Below are 25755 nucleotides of genomic sequence, written 5' to 3' on the forward strand. Positions count from 1 at the left end.
ACCGTCTCGTGAGACGGTTTTTTTTTATTTGTTATCGAGCCATATCTTGCAAATGTTGCAGTCGCTCTTGCAGCAACGCAGGATCTTGAAAAGCATCCAATCCTATCATTTTAATCACCCAAATAAAATACAAAATTGAAATAGCATTCAGTACCACCCCAATTATACAAAGTATTTTACCGGTATTTAATTGACTGAAATTCATGAATTTTTCTGGCGATCCATTGTAAAGAATCAAATCTTTATGCGTTAAATACAATCCTACGATTGCTAATATTAATCCGAAGATACCATAGCAACAACAAGTTAGTATTGACAAGATTCCCAGAACAAGAACAGCGGTAGCGTTAGGTAATTTATGGTTTTCCATGGGTTATAGTATTTAAATTAAAAAAGAAATTTCATTTTGTAAACATACGAAGCAATCATGATAATTGCATTACTAATAGCGAAAAATAGTACTATTTTAGAATTTTTTGAAGTAGGAAAAATAAAGTAAATCGCTCCAAATAAGAAAAATAAAAGCGAAGTGTATATTGCCGGAAACATTTGAAAAGCTTGCGTAAATTCTCCATGCAAAATCAAATTTAAAGCACGTTGAAATCCGCAACCGATACAATCGATACCAAAATACTTCTTAAACAAACAAGGCAACATGTAGTGTTCCATCGCAAAAATAATAAGCACAATTTTACAAATATTTATTTAAAAGTCGGCATTCTAATTTTAGTTTTCTATTTTTGATACTTAAAACGATTCCGATGAAGAAGTTATTTTTCCTAATTATGGTTGCTGCAATTTTTGTAGCATTCTATGAGCAAAACACTCCCGAACCAAATATTTTTATTACTTGTATTGCTTTACTGATTTTCATGTATGGTATGATAAAATTATCTGCCAAAATCCCTCCAAAAGATTCAGAAGATGACCACGAAGAAATTTGATATTGGCGATAGTGTTTCGGTACTTGATGAGGCAATCGACGGAATAGTTGTTGCGGTGAAAAACAATGAAATCACAATAAAAACAAGCGATGATTTTGTGTTGACTTATTTTGTCAATGAATTAGTTAAAATAAACAATACCAATAATTTAAATAAAATCATAAAAAGTGAAACTTTAGTTCATAAAAGCAGTGATATTCAGCCGAGAAAAAAGCAAAATATTCCAACTTTTAAAACAGATAAAGTAGAACGTGGCATTCCAGAATTTGATTTACACATTGAAAAATTAGTAAAAAATTTCAGAGGAATGAGTAATTTTGACATCCTAAATCTCCAAACTGAAACCGCCAAAAGACACCTTGATTTTGCGATTCGAAATCGCATTCCGAAGATCGTTTTTATACACGGAGTTGGAGAGGGAGTATTAAAAGCAGAACTCGATTTTATGCTCAATCGAACAGAAGGAATTACCTTTCAAGATGCCAATTATCAAAAATATGGAATGGGCGCCACCGAAGTTTATTTCAAACAGAACAAAAACTAAATGAAAAAAATATATCTCGATAACGCAGCAACTACTCCACTTCGTCATGAAGTAATTGCCGAAATGACTCAAGTATTGCAAAATGATTTTGGCAACCCCTCCTCTACCCACAGCTTTGGAAGAAGCGCTAAAAACATCTTGGAGTCATCCCGAAAATCTATTGCGAAAATTTTAGGTTGTGCTGCGCAAGAGCTTATTTTTACTGCCAATGCAACCGAGGCTTCCAACTGGATTCTAACCAGCGCTGTTAAAGATTTAAAAATACAACGAATCATTACCAGTAAAATCGAGCATCATGCAACGCTATACACTGTAAAAAACCTACAGCAGCAGTACGGTATTGAGGTAGACTATGTGAAAATATTACCTTCGGGGGCGGTAGATGCTACCCATTTAGTAGACTTACTATCTAAAAGCCCGAATACATTGGTGAGTTTGATGCAAGTGAATAATGAAATTGGAACCGTTTTAGATATTGAAAAAATAGGTAGAATTTGCCACCAACATCATGCGCTTTTCCATTGCGATACCGTGCAAGCGGTTGGTAAAACCGAATATAATCTTCAAGATATTCCAGTTGATTTTATTGTAGCCAGTGCGCATAAATTTCATGGTCCAAAAGGGATTGGTTTTGCTTATGTAAAAAAGGGAATTGTGCTTCAACCCTTATTGTTTGGAGGCGAACAAGAAAAAGGATTACGAGCAGGAACCGAAGCGGTGCATCAAGTAGCCGGAATGGCTAAGGCTTTAGAACTTGCTTCCACAAACTTAGAATCGGAGAGAAATTACATCACAGAATTAAAAAACTATTGTATTACGGAGCTTCAAACTCATTTTCCAGAAATCAAAATTAATGGAGAAGTAACTTTTTACAATATTTTAAATGTTTTACTGCCCTTTTCGGAAGAAAAAACAGCGATGATATTGTTTAATTTAGACATGAAAGGCATTGCCGTTTCTCGCGGAAGTGCTTGCCAAAGCGGAAGCGTTAAACCATCCCACGTATTAGCAGAGATTCTAGCCGAAGAAGATTTGAAAAAACCGAGTTTACGCATCTCTTTTAGTCATTACAATACTAAAGAAGATATTGATGCTTTAATTGATGGATTGAAAGGAATTTAATTAATTAGTTATTTATTACTTATCTACTAATAACTAAACACAAATAATGTTATGAAAAAAATAGCAATTTTATTGATTTTATTATTTTCAATAAACTCAATTTGTCAAACATCTAATAAAAATAATAATGATGAAATAATTGGTGTTTGGCAAGCAGAAACCAGTGAAATTAGCTCCAATTATCACGATATTTATCGGTTTCTATCTAATAATAAATTTGAATTTGAACCAACAGGATATAATGGTTTAAATAGAATTGTAAAAATTTCAGGAAATTTTAAAATAAAAAATGATAAAATAATATTTTATCCACATGCAATAACAGAATTAGTTGGCAACAAAATTGAAAGAAGCTTAACTACAACTCTATCAGATTCATGGGCTATTGACAGTGAAAAATTAATATCCAAAAAAATAAAATCATCACCTCAATCAGCAAATTTTGAGCTCAACAAGCCAACGGGTGACAATAAAATTAATATCAAAATTGATAGTAGAATTTTTTATAAAATATTGGAATAATTAATTCGATTAATTATTACTTAATCTCCTTTACACCTTTAACGAAAAGCCATTTCATAAATAGCTTATCCCCGTCTTTGGTTCGAACAGCCTGAAATTTAGGTGCTAATATAGTTCCAATTACAAAAGCTGTCATCGGAATCCATATTCCAGAAAGATTTGAAAAACGAATAAGCAAAGCTTGCATCGGAATGAAAACTAAGGCAAATCCGATAAGATTGTAAACGAATGATTTTGTTCTTTTTGACATAATAATTCAATAATTTAAGTTCTATCTACCTGAAATTTAGCTCTTTTACTGCCTTCATACATTTCGTATTTAACCAAACGAGCCTCCAAACTTCCGTTAAATAATTTAATTTTTCGGGATGGTTTCAATCCTACAAATTTCAACGCTTCCAAATTAGCCGTTATAAACCAAGCATGCGTACCTGGATAATGTTGCTTCATGGTATCACCCATTTCTCTGTAAAAACGCTCTAAATCGATATCCAATCGTTCTCCATAAGGCGGATTAAAAACCATTTGTAGCGGCCCTTCGGTTGCTTTTTCGGTGTCAAAAAAGTTCTTTAGTTCTACAGTAATATAATCGTCTAAATTGGCATTAATAACATTGGCTTTGGCCTTTTCTACAGCACTTGGTGCTTTATCATAGCCTTTTATCGAATAATGAAATTCGCGCGTGCGCTTCATCAAGGCATCAATAATTTGATCAAAAAGGTCATTATCCCAATCGTTCCATTTTTCGAAAGCAAATTCTTTTCGGTTGATGTTAGCCGGAATATTACAAGCAATCATAGCGGCTTCAACTAAAATAGTTCCTGAACCGCACATTGGGTCAAGAAAATCGGTTTTCCCTTCCCAACCTGCCAATAACAACATTCCCGCAGCCAACACTTCGTTTATTGGCGCAATATTGGTGGCCGTTCTATACCCACGATGATGCAAAGAGGCTCCGGAAGTGTCCAAAGCAACCGAAACTTGATCGCGATCGATATGGATGTTAATTCGAAGGTCTGGAAAATCTTTATCGATACTTGGTCGTTGCCCTGTTTTTTCTCTAAATTGATCTACAATCGCATCCTTTGCTTTTTGAGAAACAAATTGTGAATGCTTAAAATGCTCGGAATGAATGGTTGTGTCCACCACAAAAGTTTGATTGGCATTCATAAACTTACTCCAATCAATCCCCTGAATTCCTTTATACAACAAAGCATCCGATTTAGCTCGGAAATAATATATCGGTTTCAAAATTTTCAAGGCAGTACGCAAAGAAAGATTTGCCTTGTACATAAACCCTTTATCCCCTTTAAAACTCACCATTCGGGTTCCAATTTCTACTTCTTGGGCTCCTAATTGTTGCAACTCTTTTGCTAATATTTCTTCAAAACCAAAAAAGGTTTTGGCTACCATTTTAAAATTTTCCATTTTTCACTATCAAAATTCAATGTCTAATGCAATATGAATTGCAAACTTGAGACAATTTCTGCAAAAATACACTAAATTTGTGCGTTACGAATTTTATGTACAAGAATTAATGTCAAAAATCACAAATCAGCAAGCTCAAATCAGCAATCCAGAATCGTCTTGGTTTGCCTCTTGGTTTGATACGCCGTATTACCACATACTTTACAAAGACCGAAATTACCGTGAAGCACAAATTTTCATGGATAATTTAACGCATTATCTCAACCTACCAGAACACGCCAAAGTATTGGATTTAGCCTGTGGCAAAGGGCGTCATTCGATTTATTTAAACCAATTGGGATTCAAAGTTTTAGGAGTTGATTTGTCAGAAAACAGCATTGAAATAGCGAACAAAAATGCAAATGATACTTTGAATTTCAAGGTTCACGACATGCGCGAGCCAATCAAAAAGCAATTTGATGCAGTTTTTAATTTGTTTACGAGTTTTGGTTATTTCGAAAATGATGAAGACAACCTAAAAACACTGGTTTCAATCAAAGAAAACCTTTCCGAATATGGGTTTGCGGTGATTGATTTTATGAATGTACCGTATGTATTAGATCAATTAGTTGCCGAAGAAACCAAATCGGTTGACGGAATAGACTTTCATTTAAAGCGCTATTTATTAGACGGTTATATCATTAAGGAAATTAATTTTACTGATAAAGGCCAAGATTTTCATTATACCGAAAAGGTTCGAGCATTGACTCTTGATGATTTCAAACAAATGATGGAGCAAGCCGGAATTTATTTATTGGATACTTTTGGAGATTATAAATTAAAAAAATACCATAAAAAAGACAGCGAACGATTAATAATGATTTTTAAATAAGTCCTTCGACAAGCTCAGGATGACTTTAGAATAAAGACTATAAAAAATATGAATTATATTTTACCTTTATTATCTGTTTTACTTGGATTCTCTATTGCTATTTGGTTAAAACCACAAGCAAAAAAGAATTTGAAACTGCTCTTGGCATTTAGTGGTTCATTTTTGCTTTCGCTAACGGTGATGCATTTATTACCCGATGTTTATGAAAGCGGAAATGTAAAAGTGGGTATTTTTATTATGGTTGGGATTTTGTTTCAAATCATTCTTGAATTTTTCTCTAAAGGAGCCGAACACGGTCATGTTCACGGACATGATAAACTAACTCAAATGCCTTGGCTCCTATTTATTAGTTTGTGTATTCATGCTTTATTGGAAGGTTTTCCTGTTGGGCACCATCACAATCTTGCCATTGGAATTGCTATACACCACCTGCCAATTGCTATTATCTTAACTACCTTTTTTATTCAGGCCGAACTTAATAGAACCGCTTTGTTTTTGTTTATGTTATCGTTTGCAGTGATGACGCCTATGGGAACATTAATTTCAGATACTTTACCGGTATTAAATGATTATTACACCGAACTAACAGCAGTGGTAATTGGAATTTTATTCCATATTTCATCCACGATTATTTTTGAAAGCAGCGAAGGGCACAAATTTAATATTGCCAAAATATCAATGATTGTACTCGGAATTGTATTGGCTTGTTTTGTTTAATTAATAACCAAAAACTAGTTATCTTAGTACCACCGAATCTTAGACTTAAAAAATGAATTTTACTAAAACCACCGAACAATCCTCCAAATACGAACATTTAGAAAAAATGTCGGTTTCCGAATTGTTGCATAACATCAATAACGAAGATAAAACGGTTCCCTTAGCCGTTGAAAAAGCGTTACCACAAATTGAAGCTTTAGTCACAAAAATTGTGGAGAAAATGAAATTGGGCGGACGCATCTTCTACATTGGCGCTGGAACTTCGGGCAGACTTGGAATTGTAGATGCCTCAGAATGTCCCCCTACTTTTGGAGTGCCTTTTGATTTGGTAAATGGAATAATTGCTGGTGGCGACACTGCCATTCGTCGTGCCGTTGAAAATGCCGAAGACAATACCACCCAAGCGTGGATTGATTTACAAGAGCAAAATATTGGAGTTAATGACGTTGTTATTGGTATAGCGGCTTCTGGTACTACTCCTTATGTCCTTGGTGGATTAACCAAATGCAATGAAAACAACATTCTTACCGGATGCATCACCTGTAATGAAGGAAGTCCGTTGGCACTGTTAGCAAACCTACCTATTGTAGTGGTTGTTGGACCGGAGTTTGTAACCGGAAGTTCCCGAATGAAAGCAGGTACCGCTCAAAAATTAGTTTTGAATATGATTTCTACTGCCACCATGATCCAACTCGGAAAAGTGAAAGGAAACAAAATGGTAGATATGCAACTAAGTAATGATAAACTAGTTGATCGCGGAGTAAAAATGATTATGAGTGAGATTCCTGTTAGCTATGAAAAAGCAAGCGAATTGTTACAAGAATTTGGGAGTGTAAGAAAAGCAGTAGACAGTTATAATTCAATTTAATACAATTATATGGCAACAAATAATGAGTTACTAGCAAAAGGAGTTAAATACCTTTTTGGCGCCTTACCGCTTATGTTTCTTGGGCCGAGTGTGATTTATAATGCATTTATGAACAAACATACAAATTGGCATTATTTGGTTTTAGCCATTGGTTGTGCCATTTGCATTACCTCGGTATTTCTTGCATTCAAAGGATTAAAAACAATGACCGATGCCTTATTTAATGATAAATAATATGACCATTTCAATTATCAAACTCAAGTGTTTTCTTATTCCTTTTGCATTTTTATCATGCCAAAAACAAGTAGAATGCAACCCTAAAGATTTTAAAACAGGAAAATTTGTATTTGAACAAGTTGTAAATGGCAGAAAAGAAATTACTACGTTTACAAGAACGGAAAACCTTCAAATCGAAACCTATCACGAAAGAACAGACACTGCTTCGGTACGATGGGTAAACGACTACGAATTTATCCTACAAAAACTAAAACCAAGAAATAGCGCAGAAAAAAAAGCCATCAGCATGCGAATTATTTCTACCAAAGATAAAACCTACACTTTCGAATATTCGTTTGTTGGAGAAAACAAAAAACAAATCGGAACTGTAACAAAAATTAATTAATTATGATCGAATTAATTTCCAACCCAAATGCTTGGGTAGCATTACTTACTCTTACCTTCCTAGAAATCATTTTAGGCATAGATAATATTGTTTTTTTATCCATCGTTTCAGGCAAACTTCCAGAAAAAGAACAACCCAAAGCACGCAGAATCGGTTTAATTTTAGCAATGATTTTCCGAATTATTTTGTTATTCGGAATCACTTGGGTATTAAGCTTACAAGAAACTTTATTTCATATCAATTTTGATTTTTTTGAAGCCCATGTAACCGGTCAAAGCTTAATAATTTTTGGCGGAGGCTTATTCCTTTTATATAAATCGGTTTCCGAAATTCATCACAAAATGGAAGGCGAAGAAGAAGGCACAAGCGGAAAAGCCAGCAACAGCTTGTCGGCAGCGATTCTTCAGATTGCTTTATTAAACATTGTATTTTCATTTGATAGTATTTTAACAGCTATCGGAATGATAAGCATGAAAAGCCCAGCCGAAGGTGGTTTTGGACCTGCAGGCGCCATAGAAATCATGATTCTAGCAGTGGTAATTTCAATTGGGATTATGATGATTTTCGCTGGCCCGGTATCAAAATTTGTAAATGACCACCCTACTATTCAAATTCTAGGTTTATCCTTTTTAATCCTTATTGGAGTGATGTTGCTTGCCGAAGGGTCGCACTTGGCCCACTTCCGTTTTGGCAACGATATAGAAGTTTCAAGTATCCCAAAAGGCTATTTGTATTTTGCCATTTTCTTCTCTTTGTTTGTGGAATTCCTCAACATCAAAGTGCGCAAAAACAGCAAACCGGTTAAGCTACACAACAACGAAATCAAAGATGAAAATCTAAAAGATACCAATATTAATAATTAGCAGCGAATCATTGGGCTCATTACCAATGGCAATTCCCGCTATACATTACAACAAAAAATGTCCCGAAACAATCGGGACATTTTTGTTTTCATTACTATCGGGGCTAGTAAATTAACCTATTGTTTCTATATAAAAATTTAAGACAACCCAATAATTTTACCGTCTGCATCAATATCAATACGCTCAGCATTAGGAACCGCCGGCAAACCAGGCATACGCATCACATCACCAAGTAAAGGCACGATGAAACGGGCACCACTCGCAATTTCAAATTCTCGAACAGTAATTGAAAAATCGGTTGGGCGACCAATTAATTTCTCATTATCCGAAAAACTAGCTGGTGTTTTAGCCATACAAACCGAAAAATCCCCAAATCCCAATTCGTTAATCATCTTCAATTGCGTTTTTGATTTAGGCGAAAACTCCACCCCCGAAGCACCATAAATCTCTTTTGCAACTGTTATTATTTTATGCTCTATTGAATCTTCCTTTTGATACAAAGGTTCAAAATTGGCTTTACCACTTTCTATTTCAGCAATTACTTGTGTTGCCAACTCCGCCGATCCTTTTCCACCTTGAGAAAATGCGGTACTCACAATAGCAGTTACCCCTTTTGTCAAACATAACGCTTTCAATGCTTCATATTCGGCTTCGGTATCATCTGGAAATGCATTGATACAAACCACTGGATTCAATCCAAATTTTTGCATGTTTTCAATATGCTTTTCAAGGTTGCAAAATCCTTTAGCAATAGCCGGAACATTTTCAGTTTTAAACTCATCGGCACTCAAACCCGCATGGTGTTTAATCGCTCGAATTGTAGCTACTAAAACCGCCGCATCCGGCTTCAACCCCGATTGACCACATTTAATATGTAAAAACTTCTCCGCACCCAAATCAGCTCCAAAACCTGCCTCGGTAACTACGTAATCCCCAAGAGAAAGTCCCATTTTGGTTGCTATTGCGGTATTGGTTCCTTGAGCAATACTTGCAAAAGGACCTCCGTGCAAAATAGCCGGATTCCCTTCTAGAGTTTGCACTAAATTAGGCTTCAAGGCATCTTTTAGTAATACAGCCATGGCACCAACCACATTCAAATCGCGTGCAAAAATTGCTTTTCCTTCAATGGTTTTTCCCACAAAAATAGCTCCCAATCGTAATTTTAAATCTTCCATATCTTTAGAAAGACATAAAATTGCCATCACCTCAGAAGCAGGAGTGATATTAAAACCATCTTCACGCATCGTTCCGTTGGCTTTAGCCCCAACTCCAATAATGATTTGACGCAAGGAACGATCGTTCATATCCATTACACGCTTCCACGCAATAGATTTCGGATCTAAATTCAACGAATATTTAGGATTTTGTAAGTTATTATCAATAACCGCCGACAATAAATTATTGGCTTTTTCAATAGCCGAAAAATCACCCGTAAAATGCAAATTAATATCTTCCATAGGAACCACTTGAGCATAACCACCACCGGCAGCTCCCCCTTTCAATCCAAAAACAGGTCCTAACGAAGGCTCGCGCAATGCGGCAATTGCTTTTTTTCCAATGTAATTTAAACCATCTGTCAAACCAATTGACATGGTGGTTTTACCTTCACCATATTTAGTTGGTGAAAGTGCCGAAACCAAAATTAATTTCCCTTTTGGATTTTCAACTTGAAGTTCTAAAGGCAATTTGGCCTTATACTTTCCGTAATATTCTAAATCGTCTTCAGTAATGTTTATTTTTTCTGCAATGGCACGAATGTGCTGTAAAGTTGCGCATTGCGCTATTTCAATATCGGATGGGAAATTTGACATTTTATATTAATTTTGAGGTAGGATATAAAAGAAAATCTGCAAGGGTGTTCCTTGCAGATTTTATTATTCTAAACTTAATGTTATTTGGCCGTCATCATCTAATTCGGTTTTAATATCTTCCGTAATAGAATCTTCTCCAGAAGTTTCAATCTCTTCAGGCTCTTCTTCAACAGGCTCTTCATATGGAAGTGATTCCAATAAATTAACTTGTTTCAATTTATCAGTAGTCAATTGATTTCCAAGCGCTTTTATTCCTTTTACAGCAATAAACTGTTCTAAATCAATCGTTTGATTCTCTTTTTGATTTCCTTTTACTTTAGCAAAAACAAGCTCAGCAACGGGTCTCCAATCGGTAGAAACAATTTCTAATTGGGATTTTTCGTGTTCGGTAATGAAAAGCTCTTCTTTGTTTTCATTTTCAACTAAGAAGCGTTTTACAAAATAACGTTCTTTTTCTCCGTCATAATAAATGGTAGAAATTGGTTTCTTCGGATTCCATTTTTCTAATACAATCAAGTCCTCATCAAAATGCGTGGTCAACTCCGGAATAATTGTTTTTAATTTACCCGATTGATTGATAATCAACAAGCGGTCATTAGGTCTGAATTCACCTAATAATTCGCCTCTACCGTCCACATTCAAACGCTGAACCGTGTCATCAAACCAAATTTTTCTTGGACGTAAAGTCGAAATCCCTTTTTCTTTTAATTCGATTTTCTTAATCGGATATTTAGTAACCGTATTTCCTCGAGACGCACGACCTTTAATAGCGATATCCGTAAAATCGACATCCCATTTCAGTTTTTTCACACTTCCTACTTGGCGCAATAAAATGGTCACTACCTCAGCTTCCCCATTTGGATTAGCAGAGAAATACAACACTTGCGAACCAGCTGTTTCTTGGGTTAAATCATAGAATTTATCACGCGTAACCCCCGAAACATTGAAACGTTTTATAAAGGTGGAACCATTTTTACCATCACGATAAATCATGTTATAAATGGTACGCTTGTCGTTTTTATCAAATACCGCAATATGAATGATGTCTTTACCCACAAACTTTTTATCGTCTACTTTAGAGATCATCATTTTTCCATCACGCAAGAAAACAATCACATCATCAATATCCGAGCAATCGGCAACGTATTCGTCTTTTTTCAAACCCGTACCGAAGAAGCCTTCCTCTTTGTTTACATAGAGTTTGGTGTTTCTTAAAACCACTTTGGTTGCTTCAATATTTTCAAAGCTTCGCAACTCGGTTTGACGCTCTCTTCCTTTACCGTATTTTTCTTTTAATTTGGTAAAATAATCAATTGCAAAATCAATTAGGTTATCTAAATGATGTTGCACTTCTTTCATTTCGTCTTCCAACTTAGCAATAAAATCATCTGCCTTATCTGAGTCGAAACGCGTAATACGAATCATCGGAATTTGAGTCAGTTTTTGCAAATCTTCATCAGTAATTGATCGAACAAATGATTTGGCAAAAGGCTCAAATCGTTTGTACATGTACTCATAAAGCGATTCTCTGTCGGCATACAATTTGAAATCAATATACATCTCTTCGCGAATGAATATTTTCTCCAATGTAGAAAAATGCCATTTATTTTTAAGCTCTTCCAATTGGATTTCCAATTCTTGTCGGAGTAAATCTACTGTTCTATTAGTAGAAATTTTCAACATATCGGAAACACCAATAAATAGCGGTTTATTATCTTGAATTACGCAGCCTAGTGGCGCCACAGAAGTTTCGCATGCCGTAAATGCATACAAGGCATCAATGGTTTTATCTGGAGAAACCCCTGGGAATAAATGAATCAGAATTTCAAATTCTGCCGCAGTATTGTCTTCAATTTTTTTGATTTTGATTTTACCCTTTTCATTAGCTTTCAAAATACTATCAATTAATGAGGAAGTATTGGTTGAAAACGGAATCTGAGTAATCACCAAAGTTTGTTTATCTAGCTGCGCTATTTTGGCACGCACCCGCACACGACCACCACGCATTCCGTCATTATAATTGGAAACATCGGCGATTCCGGCAGTTTGAAAGTCGGGATATAAGGTAAATGATCTGCCTTTTAATACTTTAATTGAAGCGTCAATTAACTCATTAAAGTTATGTGGCAACACTTTGGTAGAAAGTCCAACGGCAATTCCTTCGGCACCTTGCGCTAATAGTAAAGGGAATTTTACCGGTAAATTATTTGGCTCTGCACGACGCCCATCATACGAAACTCCCCAATCGGTAATTTTTGGAGAATACAAAACTTCTAAAGCAAATTTTGACAAACGCGCTTCTATATATCGCGAAGCAGCTGCACTATCACCAGTTAAAATATTTCCCCAGTTTCCTTGACAATCGATCAATAATTCTTTCTGACCAATTTGCACCATGGCATCTCCAATACTCGCATCTCCATGTGGATGGTATTGCATGGTATGCCCTACAACATTGGCAACTTTATTGTAACGCCCGTCATCCAACTCTTTAAGCGAGTGCATAATACGACGTTGAACCGGTTTGAATCCGTCTTCAATAGCAGGAACGGCACGCTCTAAAATTACATATGAGGCATAATCCAAAAACCAATCCTTGTACATTCCTGTAACTTTGGTAATGGTGTCTTCAGGATTTTCATCATTTTCATAAAAATGATTTCCAGTTGAAACGATGTCGTCAAATCCTTCGTCAAGACTTTCATCTTGAGTCGAATCTTCCAACTCGTCGTTAATATCCTCAATATTATCTTCTTCGTCTTTCATTTATGCTGACTATTTCAGTATTTTAAAGTATCTTTTATCTAGGCTAATTCCTCTGCTTTATCTAATTCTACCTTCAAATTATTAATGATAAAGTTTTGTCTATCTGGTGTATTTTTACCCATATAGAATTCCAATAAAGTCTCGATAGATGTTGCTTTATCTAACATCACCGGATCCAAACGGATGCTCTCGCCAATGAAATTCTTGAACTCATCAGGAGATATCTCTCCCAAACCTTTAAATCGCGTGATTTCTGGTTTTGGTTTTAGTTTTTCAATAGCATTTACACGCTCTTCTTCGCTGTAGCAATAGATGGTTTCTTTTTTATTTCGAACTCTAAATAAAGGGGTTTGCAAAATATACAAATGCCCTTCTTTGATCATTTCAGGGAAAAATTGCAAGAAAAAGGTAATCAACAACAAGCGAATGTGCATCCCGTCTACATCGGCATCGGTAGCGATTACAATGTTGTTGTAACGCAAATCTTCAATGCTTTCTTCAATATCTAATGCCGCTTGAAGCAAATTAAACTCTTCGTTCTCGTATACAATTTTCTTGGTCATTCCATACGAATTCAAAGGCTTCCCACGCAAACTAAAAACCGCTTGCGTATTCACATCCCTACTTTTGGTAATCGAACCCGAAGCCGAATCCCCCTCGGTAATGAATAGCGTACTTTCTAAACTTCTTGGGTTTTTAGCATCCGTTAAATGCACTCGGCAGTCACGCAATTTCTTGTTGTGCAAGCTCGACTTTTTAGCACGATCTTTTGCTAATTTTCGAATTCCAGAAAGTTCTTTTCTTTCGCGTTCTGCTTGCAAAATTTTACGTAAAAGCAAATCGGCCGTCTCCGGATTTTTATGTAAGAAGTTATCTAATTTGGTGGTGATAAAATCATGAATGAAAGTACGAACAGTTGGTCCATCCGGTCCTACATCATTCGATCCTAATTTGGTTTTGGTTTGCGATTCAAATACCGGCTCTTCTACTTTAATGGAAACCGCAGAAACAATCGACTTTCTGATATCGGATGCCTCAAAACCTTTATTGTAATATTCACGAATGGTTTTCACCACTGCCTCACGAAAGGCATTTAAGTGCGTTCCTCCTTGAGTGGTGTTTTGTCCGTTTACAAACGAATGATACTCCTCTGAATATTGTGATTTACTGTGCGTTAATGCAATTTCAATATCATCCCCTTCCAAGTGAATGATTGGGTATTGCATGTCTTCTTCAGTGATTGTTTCTTCCAATAAATCTTTCAATCCATATTCTGAAACATATTTTTCTCCGTTATAATATATTGTTAATCCACGATTTAGATAACAATAATTTTTGAGCATTTTAACGACATACTCATTACGGTATTTGTATTTTTTGAAAATAACCTCATCGGCTATGAAAGCCACTTTGGTTCCTTTTCTTTTGGTAGACTCTACAATTTCCTCTTCTTGAACTAAATTACCTTCAGAGAATTCGGCTGCTTTTTGTTGGTTATCTCTTACCGATTCAACACGGAAATAGTTCGATAAAGCATTAACCGCTTTGGTACCAACTCCATTTAACCCAACTGATTTTTTGAAGGCTTTCGAATCGTATTTACCTCCGGTATTCATTCTGGAAACTACATCTACCACTTTCCCTAACGGAATTCCACGACCATAATCACGAACGGTTACTAATTTATCTTTAATCGTAACTTCAATTACTTTACCCGCTCCCATCACAAACTCATCGATACAGTTATCGATTACCTCTTTTAAAAGAATATAAATTCCGTCATCAGGAGAAGAACCATCACCTAGCTTCCCAATGTACATTCCGGGACGCATTCGAATGTGTTCTTTCCAATCGAGTGAGCGTATATTGTCTTCGGTATATTGATCTTGTTCTGCCATTTTTAAATAAATCGAATTTAACTTCGTTTCGCTTAGCTAATATTGTTTAGTAAGCTCGGGTGTGCTAATTTAGTCAATTTCGATGCTATTTAAAAGTAGATTTTGAGAAGTTATTAAGAATGTTTTTGACAATTTTTGAAGCTAGAAGGGAGAAATTTGAAGAAATAAAACATAAAAAAACCGCAAAATTTCTTTTGCGGTTTTTGATTTATTTTATGTGTTTGCTTTGTTCCTCGCAATGACTAAACGTTAAAACGGAAATGCATTACATCACCATCTTTCACGATGTATTCTTTTCCTTCAACACGCAATTTTCCGGCTTCTTTAACCTTAGCCTCAGAGCCATAATTTGAGAAATCTTCGTAGGCAATAACTTCTGCGCGGATGAATCCTTTTTCGAAGTCGGTGTGAATCACTCCGGCCGCTTTTGGAGCGGTATCACCGATGTTAATCGTCCAAGCACGAACTTCTTTTACCCCTGCAGTGAAATAGGTTTGTAATTTTAATAATTTATAAGCTGCACGAATTAATACCGCCGATCCTGGCTCAGAAAGACCCATATCTTCAAGAAAAACTTGACGCTCTTCATAGCTTTCTAACTCGGTAATATCTGCTTCAGCTCCCACAGAAAGCACAATCACTTCTGCTTGCTCGTCTTTTACTAATTCACGAACTTGATCTACATATTTATTTCCATTTACTGCAGCTGCTTCATCTACATTACAAACATAAAGTACTGGTTTATTTGTAATTAACTGAAAATCTTTCATTAATTCTTCCTCATCATTATTTTGAGGCACCACAGTTCTAGCCGATTTTGCTTGTAATAATGCTTCACGAATTCGATCTAACAATGCTTTTTCAACTTGCGCTTCTTTGTTTCCCGTTTTGGCTGCACGATTGACTTTTTCCAATCGTTTTTCAACTGTTTCAAGGTCTTTTAATTGCAATTCGATGTCGATTGTTTCTTTATCACGCACCGGATTTACATTTCCGTCAACATGCACAATATTATCGTTATCAAAACAACGTAAAACATGAATAATGGCATTACACTCTCTAATGTTTCCTAAGAATTGATTTCCAAGGCCTTCTCCTTTACTTGCTCCTTTTACCAAACCTGCAATATCTACGATATCTACAGTTGCCATTTGAACACGTTCTGGTTTCACTAATTCTTCCAAACGGACAATTCTTGGATCGGGTACATTTACTACACCAATATTTGGTTCAATAGTACAAAAAGGAAAGTTTGCACTTTGCGCTTTTGCATTTGATAAACAATTAAATAAAGTTGATTTTCCTACATTAGGTAAGCCTACAATTCCTGCTTTCATTATGAATTTGTTTTAAAAGTGTGCAAATATACTTCTATTAATTGAAAGTTTAAAAGTTTTTGAAACACATTCTATTATAATAGGAGTGCAAAAAAAATCCCGAAGTCAGCTCCGGGATTAAATTGAATTTATACTTATTCGTTATGTAAAAACGATTGACGATTTAATAAGGTTTCTTCGCTTTCCACATGATTATCATCGGGTACACAACAATCCACTGGACAAACTGCAGCACATTGAGGCTCTTCGTGAAACCCTTTACATTCGGTACATTTACCTGGAACAATATAATAGATATCATCAGAAATTGGAGTTTGAGCGGCATCGGCATCAATTTCAGTTCCATCAGGCAAAATCACTTTTCCTTTTAATTTGGTTCCGTCTTTATATCGCCAATCATCAGCTCCTTCATAAATAGCAGTATTCGGACATTCTGGCTCGCAAGCTCCACAATTAATACATTCGTCTGTAATTATAATCGCCATTTTTCTATTTTGATATTAAAATTTAGATATTAGATTTAAAAATCTATTTTACTAAATGATTTGTTTAATTTTGTGCAAAATTACAATCAAAACCATTCATATACAAGTCGCAAATGTTACAAATCGATAAAAAAAAGTGTTTTATTGCTTTAGGTGAGTTTTTAAGTCAATTTTCATTAGATAATTCTACTAAAAACGCTGCCGTAAAAAATAACGATTTGTATTATGATTCATTTTTAAATTTGATTGAATTATCGCAATCGCATAACGGCTGGTTTACTCCAGAACAAGTCTTTTTTGCTATACAATCTTGGGCAGAAGCCTTAACCGAAGAGCATCTAGACGAGTGGTTATCCGGATATGATTTTAGTAATTTAAAACCAAAAACGGTTGGGTTAATTTTGGCTGGAAATATTCCTTTGGTAGGGTTTCATGATTTTTTATCGGTGGTAATTTCGGGGCATAAAGTTTTAGTAAAAACCTCCTCAAACGATCAAAAGTTATTGCCTTTTTTAGCAAATTATTTAATTTCTATTAATCCTGAAATCAAAAACTACATTACGTTCACTGAAGAAAAATTAGAAAATTTTGATGCCGTAATTGCTACCGGAAGCAATAATACCGCACGCTATTTTGAATATTACTTCAAAGACAAACCAAGTATCATTCGAAAAAACCGAAATTCCGTAGCCGTATTAACGGGAAATGAAACCATTGAAGATTTGGAAAATTTAGGAGAAGACATCTTTAGATATTTTGGATTGGGCTGCCGAAATGTATCTAAATTATTTGTACCAAAAGACTATAATTTTGATGCCTTTTTTCAAGCCATATACAAGCAAAAAGAGGTGATTTATTATGAAAAATACGCTAATAATTATGATTACAATAAGGCGGTTTTTTTAATGAGTAATTTCAAATTATTGGATAACGAATTCCTAACCATAAAAGAAGATACGAGCTACTCCTCTCCTATTTCTTCTTTGTTTTATGAATATTATGATGATATTCAAGTCCTAAAAAATCGACTGGAAGCCGATGCTGATCAAATTCAGTGTATCGTTTGCAAGGATTATTTTGAAAACAGCATCCCATTTGGGGAAACCCAAAAACCAAAACTATGGGACTATGCTGACAATGTAAATACCTTAGAATTTTTATTGCATCTTTCTTAAATTTACCCATTACATTATTGATAAAATATGTTATAAACTATTACGATTTCGTTAATAACATACCCTGATTTTTGATAAATTATAACTACAATTCCAAATGGTATTTCCGAAATTTGCACTTTTAAAATTTGGAACTACTACCATGAAAAAACACAACTACAGCGCAGGACCTTGCATTTTACCACAAGAAGTATTCGAAAAATCGGCACAAGCTATTTTAAACTTCAATAATTCGGATTTATCAATTTTAGAAATTTCACATCGAAGCAAAGATTTTGTTGCGGTTATGGATGAGGCAAGAGCCTTAGTTTTAGAATTATTGGGATTAGAAGGAAAAGGATACCAAGCGTTATTTTTGGCAGGTGGTGCTAGTTTGGAATTTTTAATGGTTCCTTATAATTTAATGAAAACGGAGGGCAAAGCAGCCTATTTAGACACCGGAACATGGGCAAACAATGCAATTAAAGAAGCTAAACATTTTGGTGAAACGGTAATTGTAGCTTCTTCAAAAGAAGAAAACTACAACCACATTCCGAAAGGATATGCCATCCCAACGGAGGCTTCTTATTTTCACTGCACCAGCAACAATACTATTTTTGGAACAGAAATGAAATCGTTTCCAGAAACGAATGTTCCTGTGGTTTGCGATATGAGTTCGGATATTTTTTCTAGAACTTTAGATTTTTCAAAATTTGATTTGATTTATGCGGGAGCTCAAAAAAATATGGGACCTGCAGGAGCTACATTAGTAGTTGTTAAAGAAGAAATATTAGGTAAATCGGGAAGATACATTCCGAGTATGTTGGATTACGAAAAACATATTAAAGCGGAAAGCATGTACAATACGCCGCCTGTTTTTCCAGTTTATGCTTCCTTGTTAACGCTTCAATGGTTGAAAAACTTAGGCGGAATTGCTGCAATTGAAAAAATAAACGAGGCCAAAGCAGCTTTACTTTATGCAGAAATCGACAGAAATCCATTATTTAAAGGTGCTGCTGCCGTAGAAGATAGAAGTAGCATGAATGCTACTTTCTTATTAAATGATGAAAGCCACGCTCCTATTTTTGACAAAATGTGGAAAGAAGCTGGAATTTCTGGGTTGCCAGGACACCGATCTGTTGGAGGATATCGCGCTTCGATGTACAATGCCTTGCCTTTGGAAAGCGTTCAAGTGTTGGTAGATGTAATGCAAGCATTAGAAAAAGCAATATAACAAATATAATAATTGAGGTACGATTGATTCGAACCTCACAATCACTATAAATATGAAAGTATTAGCAAACGACGGAATTTCAAAAAGTGGAATTACCGCTTTAGAAAAAGGAGGTTTTGAAGTAATCACCACTAAAGTTGCGCAAGAACAAGTTGCCAATTTTATTAATAATAATGATGTAACCGTATTGTTAGTAAGAAGTGCAACCAAAGTTAGAAAAGACATTATTGATGCATGTCCTGGCCTAAAAGTTATTGGTCGTGGTGGTGTTGGTATGGATAATATTGATGTTGAATATGCTCGTGCCAATGGAAAGCATGTGATTAACACACCAGCATCTTCATCTGAAAGTGTAGCTGAATTGGTTTTTGCACATTTATTTAGTGGCGTTCGTTTTTTACATGATTCTAATAGAAATATGCCACTTGAAGGCGATTCTGATTTTGAAGGACTGAAAAAAGCCTATGCCAACGGAATTGAATTGCGTGGTAAAACAATCGGAATTATTGGTTTTGAAAGAATTGGTCAAGCTGTGGCTAAAATGGCGCTCGGACTTGGAATGAAAGTTATTGCTTCGGATAAATTTGTTAGCAAAGCTGAAATTAAAGTTGATTTTTTCAATGGCCAATCCATTACAATTGACATTGTCACAGAACCACTTGAAACCTTATTTAAGAATTCTGATTTTATCACTCTTCATGTTCCAGCGCAAGATGGATATGTTATTGATACTGCCGAATTGGCTCTAATGAAAGACAATGTGGGAATTGTAAATTGTGCTCGTGGTGGTGTAATAAATGAAGTAGCCCTAATTGAAGCATTAGACAATAACAAAGTATTATTTGCAGGTTTGGATGTTTTCGAAAACGAACCTACTCCAGAAATCAAAATTTTAATGCATCCTAAAATTTCGTTAACTCCACATATTGGTGCCGCTACGCTTGAAGCGCAAGACCGAATAGGAACAGAATTAGCGGAGCAAATAATAGGAATCTTGAAATAATAGTTTCTAAATCAATTACAAAAAAATCCAAATTTTACAATTTGGATTTTTTTTATGGCTCTAATTTACTAGACCGAATAATAATTAAGTAATTTTGTAGTCTATTAAATCAAATGGGAAATCTAAAACAGCGTTGGAATCTTAAAAGTAATTGGCAAATTGTAGCCATTATTTTAGTGTTTGCAATTACCGGATCGACTGCTGCAATGTTATCCAAACCTATTTTACATTGGCTCGGAATTTCAAAAGAAACGCATCACATAGTTCTATATATACTACTTTATTTTGTAATTATTTTTCCAATATATCAAATCCTACTTGTATCCTTTGGATTTCTTTTTGGACAATTTCAATTCTTTTGGAATTTTGAAAAGAAACTACTTCGTGCATTGAAATTAGGATTTATCATCCAATTATTTGAAAATAAAAAAGGAACTAAATAGCTCCTTTTAATTTTATTTTTCTTTATTGATCATATTGAAAAAATCATCCCGATTTGCTTTATCATTAAAAACACCACCATATTGTATTGTAGAAGTGTAACTCGATTCGTCTTTAATTCCTCTACTTGAAACACAAAGATGCGTAGCTTCCATAACTACAATTACATTATCAGTATCTAAAACTGATTTTAATTCGTTGAAAATTTGCATAATTAATCGTTCCTGCACTTGCGGACGACGCGAATAATAATCTACTATTCGGTTTAGTTTTGATAATCCAATTACTTTTCCGCTAGAAACATAACCAATATGCGCTTTACCTATAATAGGTAAAAAATGGTGCTCACAGGTAGAATTAAAACTAATATTCGCTTCAACCAACATTTTATCGTAGTTATAACTGTTTTCAAAAACAGAAATTTTAGGTTTATTGGCAGGATTCAATCCAGAAAATATCTCTTGGATAAACATTTTCGCCACTCTATGTGGTGTCCCTTGAAGGCTATCATCGGTCATATCCAAGCCCATAGCTTCCATGATACTTTGAAAATGATTTTCAATTACAGCCATTTTTTGTGCATCCGATTTATGAAAAGCATCGGCTCTTAAAGGAGTTTCGGCAGAAGTCATTTGGTGATTATCACCTATTAAATCGTAAATTTCTTTTTCTAATGTTGTTTTCAAGGATAGATGTTTTATTTTTTTTGTTTAACAAATATATTAAATAAGTTAAACAAAAAACAAAACAATCTGTTTTTTATTTTTATTGAACTATAAATATTTTCTATATAATCAATAAATAGCAAAATACTTTGTTACTTTGTGAAAAATTGAAGCATGATTAAAGCCCAAAACATTCATAAGTATTACGATAGTTTACAAGTACTTAAAGGAGTAAATTTACAAATTGAAAAAGGAGAGATCGTTTCAATAGTTGGTGCTTCGGGAGCTGGAAAAACAACACTTTTACAAATCTTGGGCACATTAGACAAACCTTCAATTGAGGATGAAACTTCTTTATATATTAATGGTGAGGACATTTTAAAAATGAATGATAAAATGCTGTCAAAATTCAGAAATCAGCATTTGGGATTTATTTTTCAATTTCACCAATTACTTCCGGAATTTACAGCTTTAGAAAATGTTTGCATTCCCGCATTTATTGCCGGAAAGGAAAAATCAGAAACCGAAAAAGAGGCAAAAAGACTATTAGACTACTTAGGCCTTTCCCACAGAATAGATCACAAACCCAATGCGCTTTCTGGCGGAGAACAACAACGTGTTGCTGTTGCAAGAGCATTAATCAATAAGCCTTTGGTGATTTTTGCCGATGAACCTTCAGGAAATTTAGATACAGCTTCTGCCGAAAATTTACATCAATTATTTTTCAAACTTCGAGAAGAATTTGGGCAAACCTTTGTTATTGTTACCCATAATGAAGAACTTGCCAATATGGCCGACCGAAAATTGGTGATGGTAGACGGATTGATTTCGAAGTAAAATTGGAAGCTATTAGCCCAAAGGAATAAAGAACTAATTACCATGCTGCTACTAATTTTATCTTGGATTTATATACTATTTACTTCCATAAATCTTGGATATGGCATAGAAAAATGCTTAAAAATAAATGCAACAAACTTTGTTGTAACTTCTATTTTAGGTCTTTTCAACGCTACGATGCTAGGTTCAATTTGGGCTATCTTTGGTAGAATAAACATTGAATTTCACTTTTTTTTATTGGCTATAAACCTACTTTTGTTTTGGTTTTACATAAAAGAAATTTGTGCCATTTATTATTCATTTACAACCGAATTAAAAGCACTAAACAACAACCTAAAGTGGTATTTATTAGGAATAACTGTCCTTATTATTGATCAATGTGCTGCAAAACCCTTTATAATTGATAATGAAAGTTACTATATCCAAACCATAAAATGGCTCAATGAATATGGATTAGTTAAAGGATTAGCCAACTTGCATATTTTCTTTGGGCAAACCAGCGGATGGCACATCACACAAAGCGCATTTAACTTTTCTTTTTTATATGCTAATTTCAATGATCTAAGTGGTTTTTGTTTGCTTTTAGGAACTCTATTTTCAGTCATCCGACTGAATAATTATTTCTTAAACAAAGAAAAAACAGATCTCATTATTGGTTTGTTACCCCTTGCAAATGTGTTGTTGTTTCAATTCATTAGCGCCCCCTCCCCTGATTTACCCGTTTATGTGTTCTCCTTTATTGCGTTCTATTATTTTTTTACCAATTATAAAAATCCATCAAACGAAAGTTTTACTTTACTTGTGGTATTGGTTTTGTTTATTTTGTTTATTAAACCCACTGCAATAGCACTAATACTTCTTCCTTTTATCTATTTTATTGTAAATTATCATTCACTTAAATACAAACTCGCTCCAAGCATCATAATTAGCATTTTTGTTTTATCACTATTTATTATCAAAAACCTCTTGATTACAGGCTATCCACTATTCCCAACTTCGTTTTTTAGCGGAAATCAGTTGGATTATAAGGTTCCGAATGACTTGATTGGATTTTATTTTAATGAAACCAAACTTTATGGTTTTTATAGCTCCCAAAAAGAGTTTGACTCCCTAAATTCAATTCAAATATTCATCAAATGGCTCACAAAAAACAAGATCAATACACTATTCAATTTGACCAGTTTATTCATGGTGATTTTCAGTTCTTTTTTTGTTTACAAATTCCAAAATAAAAAAGCCTTTTGGATGCTCTATTTGGTTATGCTAATTCAATTTGGCGTCTTACTTTTCACCTCACCTCAATTTCGTTTTTTCATACACTTTTTATTGTTTTTTGGATTCTTAATTGTTTCGTGTTTAATCAATTCTAAAAAAACTGTTTTGCTTTTACTTTTTGTAAGCACGAGTTTGGTTTTAGTTATGGTTTTGGTTCCGATAAATTTCTCGTTACTCACTTCAAATAAATTACTTTCGGAAAACAGCACTTTCAAATTATCGGAACTTGTTTTTCCACATTCAAATACTAAAAAACAAAACCAATATTATAAGGCTAAAATTGGAAATTTAGAATTCAATTCCCCTATGGATACTTCATTTTTTTGGGGAACTGGTGAAGGCGCTCTTCCATGCGTGAATGCGCTACAACTGGAATATTTTAAGGATCAATTTCATTACATTCCGCAACTAAGAACCCAAAATCTTAAAGACGGTTTTTACTCAAAAAAAGTCGACTAAATGAATCAATTAGAACTCAAATCTTATTTAGACGAAAAGGTCGAACTATACAATCGACCGAAATTTATTGAAAGTGACCCAATTCAAATTCCGCATCGGTATACCTTAAAAGAAGATAAAGAAATTGCCGGATTTCTGGCAGCAACCATTGCATGGGGAAACCGAAAAATGATTATTCAGAATTCGATTAAAATGATGGATTTATTAGGCAACTCCCCTTATGATTTCATCCTAAACCACAACGAAAATGACCTTGAAAATTTAGAAAAATTTGTTCATAGAACCTTCAACGGACAAGATTTTACCTATTTTATTAAAAGCCTTAAAAACATTTATTTAAATCATGGCGGACTCGAGAACATATTCACGAAGCACCAAGAATCGGATTCATTGCAAAGCGCAATAACTGAATTTAAAAAGATATTTTTTGAACTCGATCATTCCATCCGAACCGAAAAGCATGTATCCGATCCGAGTAAAAACTCCTCAAGTAAACGCATCAACATGTGGCTTAGATGGAACTGCCGTCAAGATTCAAAAGGCGTCGATTTAGGAATCTGGAAAAATATTTCACCTGCTAAATTAAGCTGTCCATTGGATATACATTCCGGAAATGTAGCACGAAAATTGGGTTTACTGACTAGAACTCAAAACGATGGAAAAGCTCTTTCAGAGTTGGACTCCAATCTTCGATTATTAGATCCTAAAGATCCTGTTAAATATGATTTTGCTTTATTTGGACTGGGAGTATTTGAGAAATTTTAATCTAAATAATTCGCGATTTTAAATTCAGAATTTCCAATTATTATTCTATTTTTGTACAAACCTAAACACTTCATCTATGTTAATTATTGGAATTGCTGGCGGAACAGGATCAGGAAAAACTACAGTTGTTCAACAAATAATGAACGAATTACCTGAAACTGAAGTGGGAATCATTTCGCAAGATTCTTATTACAAAGAAACCAATGGCATGACCTATGAAGAACGATGCAATATCAATTTTGATCATCCAAGAGCAATTGATTTTGATTTATTAGTTCAGCATTTAAAGGATTTAAAAAGTGGCAAAACTATAAGTCAACCTGTCTATTCATTTGTTACGCACAACAGAACCGATGATACCGTAATTACCCATCCCAGAAAAGTAATGATTGTAGAAGGTATTTTAATCTTAACGAATCAAGAACTTAGAGAAATGTTTGACATTAAAGTATTTGTTCATGCTGATTCTGACGAACGATTAATACGAAGATTAAAAAGAGATATTGCCGAGCGTGGTAGAGACATGGAAGAGGTATTGAACCGCTACCAAACAACTCTTAAACCAATGCACCAACAATTTATAGAACCAACTAAAGCCTTCGCTGATATCATCATCCCGAACGATAAATACAATACAGTTGCCATAGATGTTGTTCGAGCTGTTATTAACCAACGTTTGAATTAAATCAGTTTCCCTAAATGAAAAATTGGTATCAAAATTTACTCCTTAATCACCCTTACCTAAAATTTTTAGGGAGTAGATATACTTTGGTGTTATTATTTTTTACCATTTGGATGCTTTTTTTAGATAATCAATCGTACCTAGACCAACGCGTTTTAAACAAGCAAATTGATGAACTAGAGGACAACAAATCGTACTATAAAAAGGAAATTAAAAAAGATGAACAACGTATTAAGAATCTAAAAAGTCCGGGGATGATTGAACGATACGGACGTGAAAAATACTATATGAAACGCGACAGCGAAGACGTTTACATCATTGATATTGAAGACGATAAAATAAAAGACAGCATTGAAAATGCAAAACACTAATTGTACTTCATTTTAGTTTTAACTTACCTATCTCATTCCTTAATTTCCTTTAAATATTTTGCACGTAACAC

General features: G+C 34.5%; 29 protein-coding genes. 19 read left to right on the forward strand and 10 right to left on the reverse strand.

All coding sequences use genetic code 11. From position 1 onward, the window contains the following. Positions 1 to 31 precede the first annotated feature (31 nt). On the reverse strand, positions 32 to 370 hold the full coding sequence (locus ACKOWY_RS04085; protein WP_408940168.1) for a CCC motif membrane protein: 339 nt from the start codon (positions 368 to 370) through the stop codon (positions 32 to 34). Between the two features lie 17 nt (positions 371 to 387). After that, a complete protein-coding gene (locus tag ACKOWY_RS04090) occupies positions 388 to 669 on the reverse strand; it encodes a DUF2752 domain-containing protein (protein WP_408940169.1) in 282 nt (93 codons plus the stop codon). 92 nt (positions 670 to 761) lie between these two features. On the opposite strand from ACKOWY_RS04090, the gene ACKOWY_RS04095 reads away from it, so the two are divergent. The 4 genes from ACKOWY_RS04095 to ACKOWY_RS04110 are packed head-to-tail and all read left to right on the forward strand — an operon-like array spanning position 762 to position 3132. Further along, entirely contained in the window at positions 762 to 944 is a 183-nt protein-coding gene (locus tag ACKOWY_RS04095; protein ID WP_408940170.1) for a hypothetical protein, read from the forward strand. Beyond that, complete coding sequence (locus ACKOWY_RS04100; protein WP_408940171.1) at positions 925 to 1488, forward strand: Smr/MutS family protein; 564 nt, start codon at positions 925 to 927, stop codon at positions 1486 to 1488. Before ACKOWY_RS04095 ends, ACKOWY_RS04100 begins: the two co-directional genes overlap by 20 nt. Then, positions 1489 to 2610 carry a cysteine desulfurase family protein gene (locus ACKOWY_RS04105; protein WP_408940172.1) on the forward strand — a complete coding sequence of 374 codons (1122 nt, stop codon included), beginning with the start codon at positions 1489 to 1491 and terminating at the stop codon, positions 2608 to 2610. Positions 2611 to 2661: 51 nt separating this feature from the next. Next, on the forward strand, positions 2662 to 3132 hold the full coding sequence (locus tag ACKOWY_RS04110) for a hypothetical protein (RefSeq protein WP_408940173.1): 471 nt from the start codon (positions 2662 to 2664) through the stop codon (positions 3130 to 3132). 16 nt (positions 3133 to 3148) lie between these two features. On the opposite strand, the gene ACKOWY_RS04115 is transcribed toward ACKOWY_RS04110, so the two are convergent. Continuing rightward, positions 3149 to 3382, reverse strand: coding sequence for a hypothetical protein (locus ACKOWY_RS04115; RefSeq protein ID WP_408940174.1), 234 nt, complete (start codon positions 3380 to 3382; stop codon positions 3149 to 3151). Positions 3383 to 3396: 14 nt separating this feature from the next. Continuing rightward, positions 3397 to 4560, reverse strand: a complete 1164-nt coding sequence (locus ACKOWY_RS04120) for a class I SAM-dependent RNA methyltransferase (RefSeq protein WP_408940175.1) — start codon at positions 4558 to 4560, stop codon at positions 3397 to 3399. A gap of 109 nt (positions 4561 to 4669) precedes the next feature. On the opposite strand from ACKOWY_RS04120, the gene ACKOWY_RS04125 reads away from it, so the two are divergent. From ACKOWY_RS04125 to ACKOWY_RS04150, 6 genes are read left to right on the forward strand one after another with little or no spacing between them, the layout of a single operon-like run. Further along, positions 4670 to 5431 carry a class I SAM-dependent methyltransferase gene (locus tag ACKOWY_RS04125; protein ID WP_408940176.1) on the forward strand — a complete coding sequence of 254 codons (762 nt, stop codon included), beginning with the start codon at positions 4670 to 4672 and terminating at the stop codon, positions 5429 to 5431. 48 nt (positions 5432 to 5479) lie between these two features. Beyond that, the gene (locus ACKOWY_RS04130; RefSeq protein ID WP_408940177.1) at positions 5480 to 6148 is read left to right on the forward strand and encodes a ZIP family metal transporter; all 669 of its coding nucleotides are present in this window, start codon (positions 5480 to 5482) and stop codon (positions 6146 to 6148) included. Positions 6149 to 6200: 52 nt separating this feature from the next. After that, positions 6201 to 7016: an N-acetylmuramic acid 6-phosphate etherase gene (gene murQ, locus ACKOWY_RS04135; RefSeq protein WP_408940178.1), complete on the forward strand. Its 816-nt coding sequence runs from the start codon at positions 6201 to 6203 to the stop codon at positions 7014 to 7016. A 9-nt stretch (positions 7017 to 7025) separates the two neighbouring features. Beyond that, entirely contained in the window at positions 7026 to 7250 is a 225-nt protein-coding gene (locus ACKOWY_RS04140; RefSeq protein WP_408940179.1) for a DUF6095 family protein, read from the forward strand. Between the two features lies 1 nt (position 7251). Then, on the forward strand, positions 7252 to 7638 hold the full coding sequence (locus ACKOWY_RS04145) for a DNA topoisomerase IV (protein WP_408940180.1): 387 nt from the start codon (positions 7252 to 7254) through the stop codon (positions 7636 to 7638). A 2-nt stretch (positions 7639 to 7640) separates the two neighbouring features. Continuing rightward, positions 7641 to 8501 carry a TerC family protein gene (locus ACKOWY_RS04150; RefSeq protein ID WP_408940181.1) on the forward strand — a complete coding sequence of 287 codons (861 nt, stop codon included), beginning with the start codon at positions 7641 to 7643 and terminating at the stop codon, positions 8499 to 8501. A gap of 137 nt (positions 8502 to 8638) precedes the next feature. On the opposite strand, the gene ACKOWY_RS04155 is transcribed toward ACKOWY_RS04150, so the two are convergent. From ACKOWY_RS04155 to ACKOWY_RS04175, 5 genes are all read right to left on the reverse strand, one after another. After that, complete coding sequence (locus tag ACKOWY_RS04155) at positions 8639 to 10312, reverse strand: formate--tetrahydrofolate ligase (RefSeq protein WP_408940182.1); 1674 nt, start codon at positions 10310 to 10312, stop codon at positions 8639 to 8641. A gap of 63 nt (positions 10313 to 10375) precedes the next feature. Next, a complete protein-coding gene (locus ACKOWY_RS04160; RefSeq protein WP_408940183.1) occupies positions 10376 to 13078 on the reverse strand; it encodes a DNA gyrase/topoisomerase IV subunit A in 2703 nt (900 codons plus the stop codon). Between the two features lie 38 nt (positions 13079 to 13116). Next, positions 13117 to 14976, reverse strand: coding sequence for a DNA topoisomerase IV subunit B (locus ACKOWY_RS04165; RefSeq protein WP_408940184.1), 1860 nt, complete (start codon positions 14974 to 14976; stop codon positions 13117 to 13119). Positions 14977 to 15218: 242 nt separating this feature from the next. Beyond that, positions 15219 to 16313: a redox-regulated ATPase YchF gene (ychF, locus tag ACKOWY_RS04170; protein ID WP_408940185.1), complete on the reverse strand. Its 1095-nt coding sequence runs from the start codon at positions 16311 to 16313 to the stop codon at positions 15219 to 15221. Between the two features lie 134 nt (positions 16314 to 16447). Then, positions 16448 to 16798 carry a 4Fe-4S dicluster domain-containing protein gene (locus ACKOWY_RS04175; protein WP_353085307.1) on the reverse strand — a complete coding sequence of 117 codons (351 nt, stop codon included), beginning with the start codon at positions 16796 to 16798 and terminating at the stop codon, positions 16448 to 16450. A 113-nt stretch (positions 16799 to 16911) separates the two neighbouring features. Here ACKOWY_RS04175 and ACKOWY_RS04180 point away from each other — a divergent pair, with 113 nt between their 5' ends. From ACKOWY_RS04180 to ACKOWY_RS04195, 4 genes are all read left to right on the forward strand, one after another. Then, positions 16912 to 17973: an acyl-CoA reductase gene (locus tag ACKOWY_RS04180; RefSeq protein ID WP_408940186.1), complete on the forward strand. Its 1062-nt coding sequence runs from the start codon at positions 16912 to 16914 to the stop codon at positions 17971 to 17973. 142 nt (positions 17974 to 18115) lie between these two features. Further along, on the forward strand, positions 18116 to 19186 hold the full coding sequence (gene serC / locus ACKOWY_RS04185; RefSeq protein ID WP_408940187.1) for a 3-phosphoserine/phosphohydroxythreonine transaminase: 1071 nt from the start codon (positions 18116 to 18118) through the stop codon (positions 19184 to 19186). Positions 19187 to 19238: 52 nt separating this feature from the next. After that, a complete protein-coding gene (locus ACKOWY_RS04190) occupies positions 19239 to 20189 on the forward strand; it encodes a D-2-hydroxyacid dehydrogenase (protein ID WP_408940188.1) in 951 nt (316 codons plus the stop codon). A 113-nt stretch (positions 20190 to 20302) separates the two neighbouring features. Continuing rightward, positions 20303 to 20632, forward strand: coding sequence for a DUF6787 family protein (locus ACKOWY_RS04195; protein ID WP_408940189.1), 330 nt, complete (start codon positions 20303 to 20305; stop codon positions 20630 to 20632). A 12-nt stretch (positions 20633 to 20644) separates the two neighbouring features. Here ACKOWY_RS04195 and folE read toward each other — a convergent pair whose 3' ends face one another. Further along, the gene (gene folE, locus ACKOWY_RS04200; RefSeq protein ID WP_408940216.1) at positions 20645 to 21262 is read right to left on the reverse strand and encodes a GTP cyclohydrolase I FolE; all 618 of its coding nucleotides are present in this window, start codon (positions 21260 to 21262) and stop codon (positions 20645 to 20647) included. A 207-nt stretch (positions 21263 to 21469) separates the two neighbouring features. On the opposite strand from folE, the gene ACKOWY_RS04205 reads away from it, so the two are divergent. The 5 genes from ACKOWY_RS04205 to ACKOWY_RS04225 all read left to right on the forward strand — a co-directional run bounded on the left by ACKOWY_RS04205 (position 21470) and on the right by ACKOWY_RS04225 (position 25684). Next, positions 21470 to 22132: an ABC transporter ATP-binding protein gene (locus ACKOWY_RS04205; protein ID WP_408940190.1), complete on the forward strand. Its 663-nt coding sequence runs from the start codon at positions 21470 to 21472 to the stop codon at positions 22130 to 22132. 42 nt (positions 22133 to 22174) lie between these two features. Beyond that, the gene (locus tag ACKOWY_RS04210) at positions 22175 to 23866 is read left to right on the forward strand and encodes an LIC_10190 family membrane protein (RefSeq protein WP_408940191.1); all 1692 of its coding nucleotides are present in this window, start codon (positions 22175 to 22177) and stop codon (positions 23864 to 23866) included. Further along, complete coding sequence (locus tag ACKOWY_RS04215) at positions 23867 to 24631, forward strand: TIGR02757 family protein (protein ID WP_408940192.1); 765 nt, start codon at positions 23867 to 23869, stop codon at positions 24629 to 24631. Positions 24632 to 24707: 76 nt separating this feature from the next. Continuing rightward, positions 24708 to 25316: a uridine kinase gene (gene udk, locus ACKOWY_RS04220; protein WP_408940193.1), complete on the forward strand. Its 609-nt coding sequence runs from the start codon at positions 24708 to 24710 to the stop codon at positions 25314 to 25316. A 14-nt stretch (positions 25317 to 25330) separates the two neighbouring features. Further along, a complete protein-coding gene (locus tag ACKOWY_RS04225) occupies positions 25331 to 25684 on the forward strand; it encodes an FtsB family cell division protein (protein ID WP_408940194.1) in 354 nt (117 codons plus the stop codon). Positions 25685 to 25755 lie beyond the last annotated feature (71 nt).

Source organism: Flavobacterium sp., assembly GCF_046073885.1.
Lineage (GTDB): Bacteria > Bacteroidota > Bacteroidia > Flavobacteriales > Flavobacteriaceae > Flavobacterium.

Bases quoted from the DNA above. Each gene is read 5' to 3' on its own strand.
- ACKOWY_RS04085 (WP_408940168.1), bottom strand. From the start codon at position 370: ATGGAAAACCATAAATTACCTAACGCTACCGCTGTTCTTGTTCTGGGA.
- ACKOWY_RS04090 (WP_408940169.1), bottom strand. From the start codon at position 669: ATGGAACACTACATGTTGCCTTGTTTGTTTAAGAAGTATTTTGGTATC.
- ACKOWY_RS04095 (WP_408940170.1), top strand. From the start codon at position 762: ATGAAGAAGTTATTTTTCCTAATTATGGTTGCTGCAATTTTTGTAGCA.
- ACKOWY_RS04100 (WP_408940171.1), top strand. From the start codon at position 925: ATGACCACGAAGAAATTTGATATTGGCGATAGTGTTTCGGTACTTGAT.
- ACKOWY_RS04105 (WP_408940172.1), top strand. From the start codon at position 1,489: ATGAAAAAAATATATCTCGATAACGCAGCAACTACTCCACTTCGTCAT.
- ACKOWY_RS04110 (WP_408940173.1), top strand. From the start codon at position 2,662: ATGAAAAAAATAGCAATTTTATTGATTTTATTATTTTCAATAAACTCA.
- ACKOWY_RS04115 (WP_408940174.1), bottom strand. From the start codon at position 3,382: ATGTCAAAAAGAACAAAATCATTCGTTTACAATCTTATCGGATTTGCC.
- ACKOWY_RS04120 (WP_408940175.1), bottom strand. From the start codon at position 4,560: ATGGAAAATTTTAAAATGGTAGCCAAAACCTTTTTTGGTTTTGAAGAA.
- ACKOWY_RS04125 (WP_408940176.1), top strand. From the start codon at position 4,670: ATGTCAAAAATCACAAATCAGCAAGCTCAAATCAGCAATCCAGAATCG.
- ACKOWY_RS04130 (WP_408940177.1), top strand. From the start codon at position 5,480: ATGAATTATATTTTACCTTTATTATCTGTTTTACTTGGATTCTCTATT.
- murQ (WP_408940178.1), top strand. From the start codon at position 6,201: ATGAATTTTACTAAAACCACCGAACAATCCTCCAAATACGAACATTTA.
- ACKOWY_RS04140 (WP_408940179.1), top strand. From the start codon at position 7,026: ATGGCAACAAATAATGAGTTACTAGCAAAAGGAGTTAAATACCTTTTT.
- ACKOWY_RS04145 (WP_408940180.1), top strand. From the start codon at position 7,252: ATGACCATTTCAATTATCAAACTCAAGTGTTTTCTTATTCCTTTTGCA.
- ACKOWY_RS04150 (WP_408940181.1), top strand. From the start codon at position 7,641: ATGATCGAATTAATTTCCAACCCAAATGCTTGGGTAGCATTACTTACT.
- ACKOWY_RS04155 (WP_408940182.1), bottom strand. From the start codon at position 10,312: ATGTCAAATTTCCCATCCGATATTGAAATAGCGCAATGCGCAACTTTA.
- ACKOWY_RS04160 (WP_408940183.1), bottom strand. From the start codon at position 13,078: ATGAAAGACGAAGAAGATAATATTGAGGATATTAACGACGAGTTGGAA.
- ACKOWY_RS04165 (WP_408940184.1), bottom strand. From the start codon at position 14,976: ATGGCAGAACAAGATCAATATACCGAAGACAATATACGCTCACTCGAT.
- ychF (WP_408940185.1), bottom strand. From the start codon at position 16,313: ATGAAAGCAGGAATTGTAGGCTTACCTAATGTAGGAAAATCAACTTTA.
- ACKOWY_RS04175 (WP_353085307.1), bottom strand. From the start codon at position 16,798: ATGGCGATTATAATTACAGACGAATGTATTAATTGTGGAGCTTGCGAG.
- ACKOWY_RS04180 (WP_408940186.1), top strand. From the start codon at position 16,912: ATGTTACAAATCGATAAAAAAAAGTGTTTTATTGCTTTAGGTGAGTTT.
- serC (WP_408940187.1), top strand. From the start codon at position 18,116: ATGAAAAAACACAACTACAGCGCAGGACCTTGCATTTTACCACAAGAA.
- ACKOWY_RS04190 (WP_408940188.1), top strand. From the start codon at position 19,239: ATGAAAGTATTAGCAAACGACGGAATTTCAAAAAGTGGAATTACCGCT.
- ACKOWY_RS04195 (WP_408940189.1), top strand. From the start codon at position 20,303: ATGGGAAATCTAAAACAGCGTTGGAATCTTAAAAGTAATTGGCAAATT.
- folE (WP_408940216.1), bottom strand. From the start codon at position 21,262: ATGACTTCTGCCGAAACTCCTTTAAGAGCCGATGCTTTTCATAAATCG.
- ACKOWY_RS04205 (WP_408940190.1), top strand. From the start codon at position 21,470: ATGATTAAAGCCCAAAACATTCATAAGTATTACGATAGTTTACAAGTA.
- ACKOWY_RS04210 (WP_408940191.1), top strand. From the start codon at position 22,175: ATGCTGCTACTAATTTTATCTTGGATTTATATACTATTTACTTCCATA.
- ACKOWY_RS04215 (WP_408940192.1), top strand. From the start codon at position 23,867: ATGAATCAATTAGAACTCAAATCTTATTTAGACGAAAAGGTCGAACTA.
- udk (WP_408940193.1), top strand. From the start codon at position 24,708: ATGTTAATTATTGGAATTGCTGGCGGAACAGGATCAGGAAAAACTACA.
- ACKOWY_RS04225 (WP_408940194.1), top strand. From the start codon at position 25,331: ATGAAAAATTGGTATCAAAATTTACTCCTTAATCACCCTTACCTAAAA.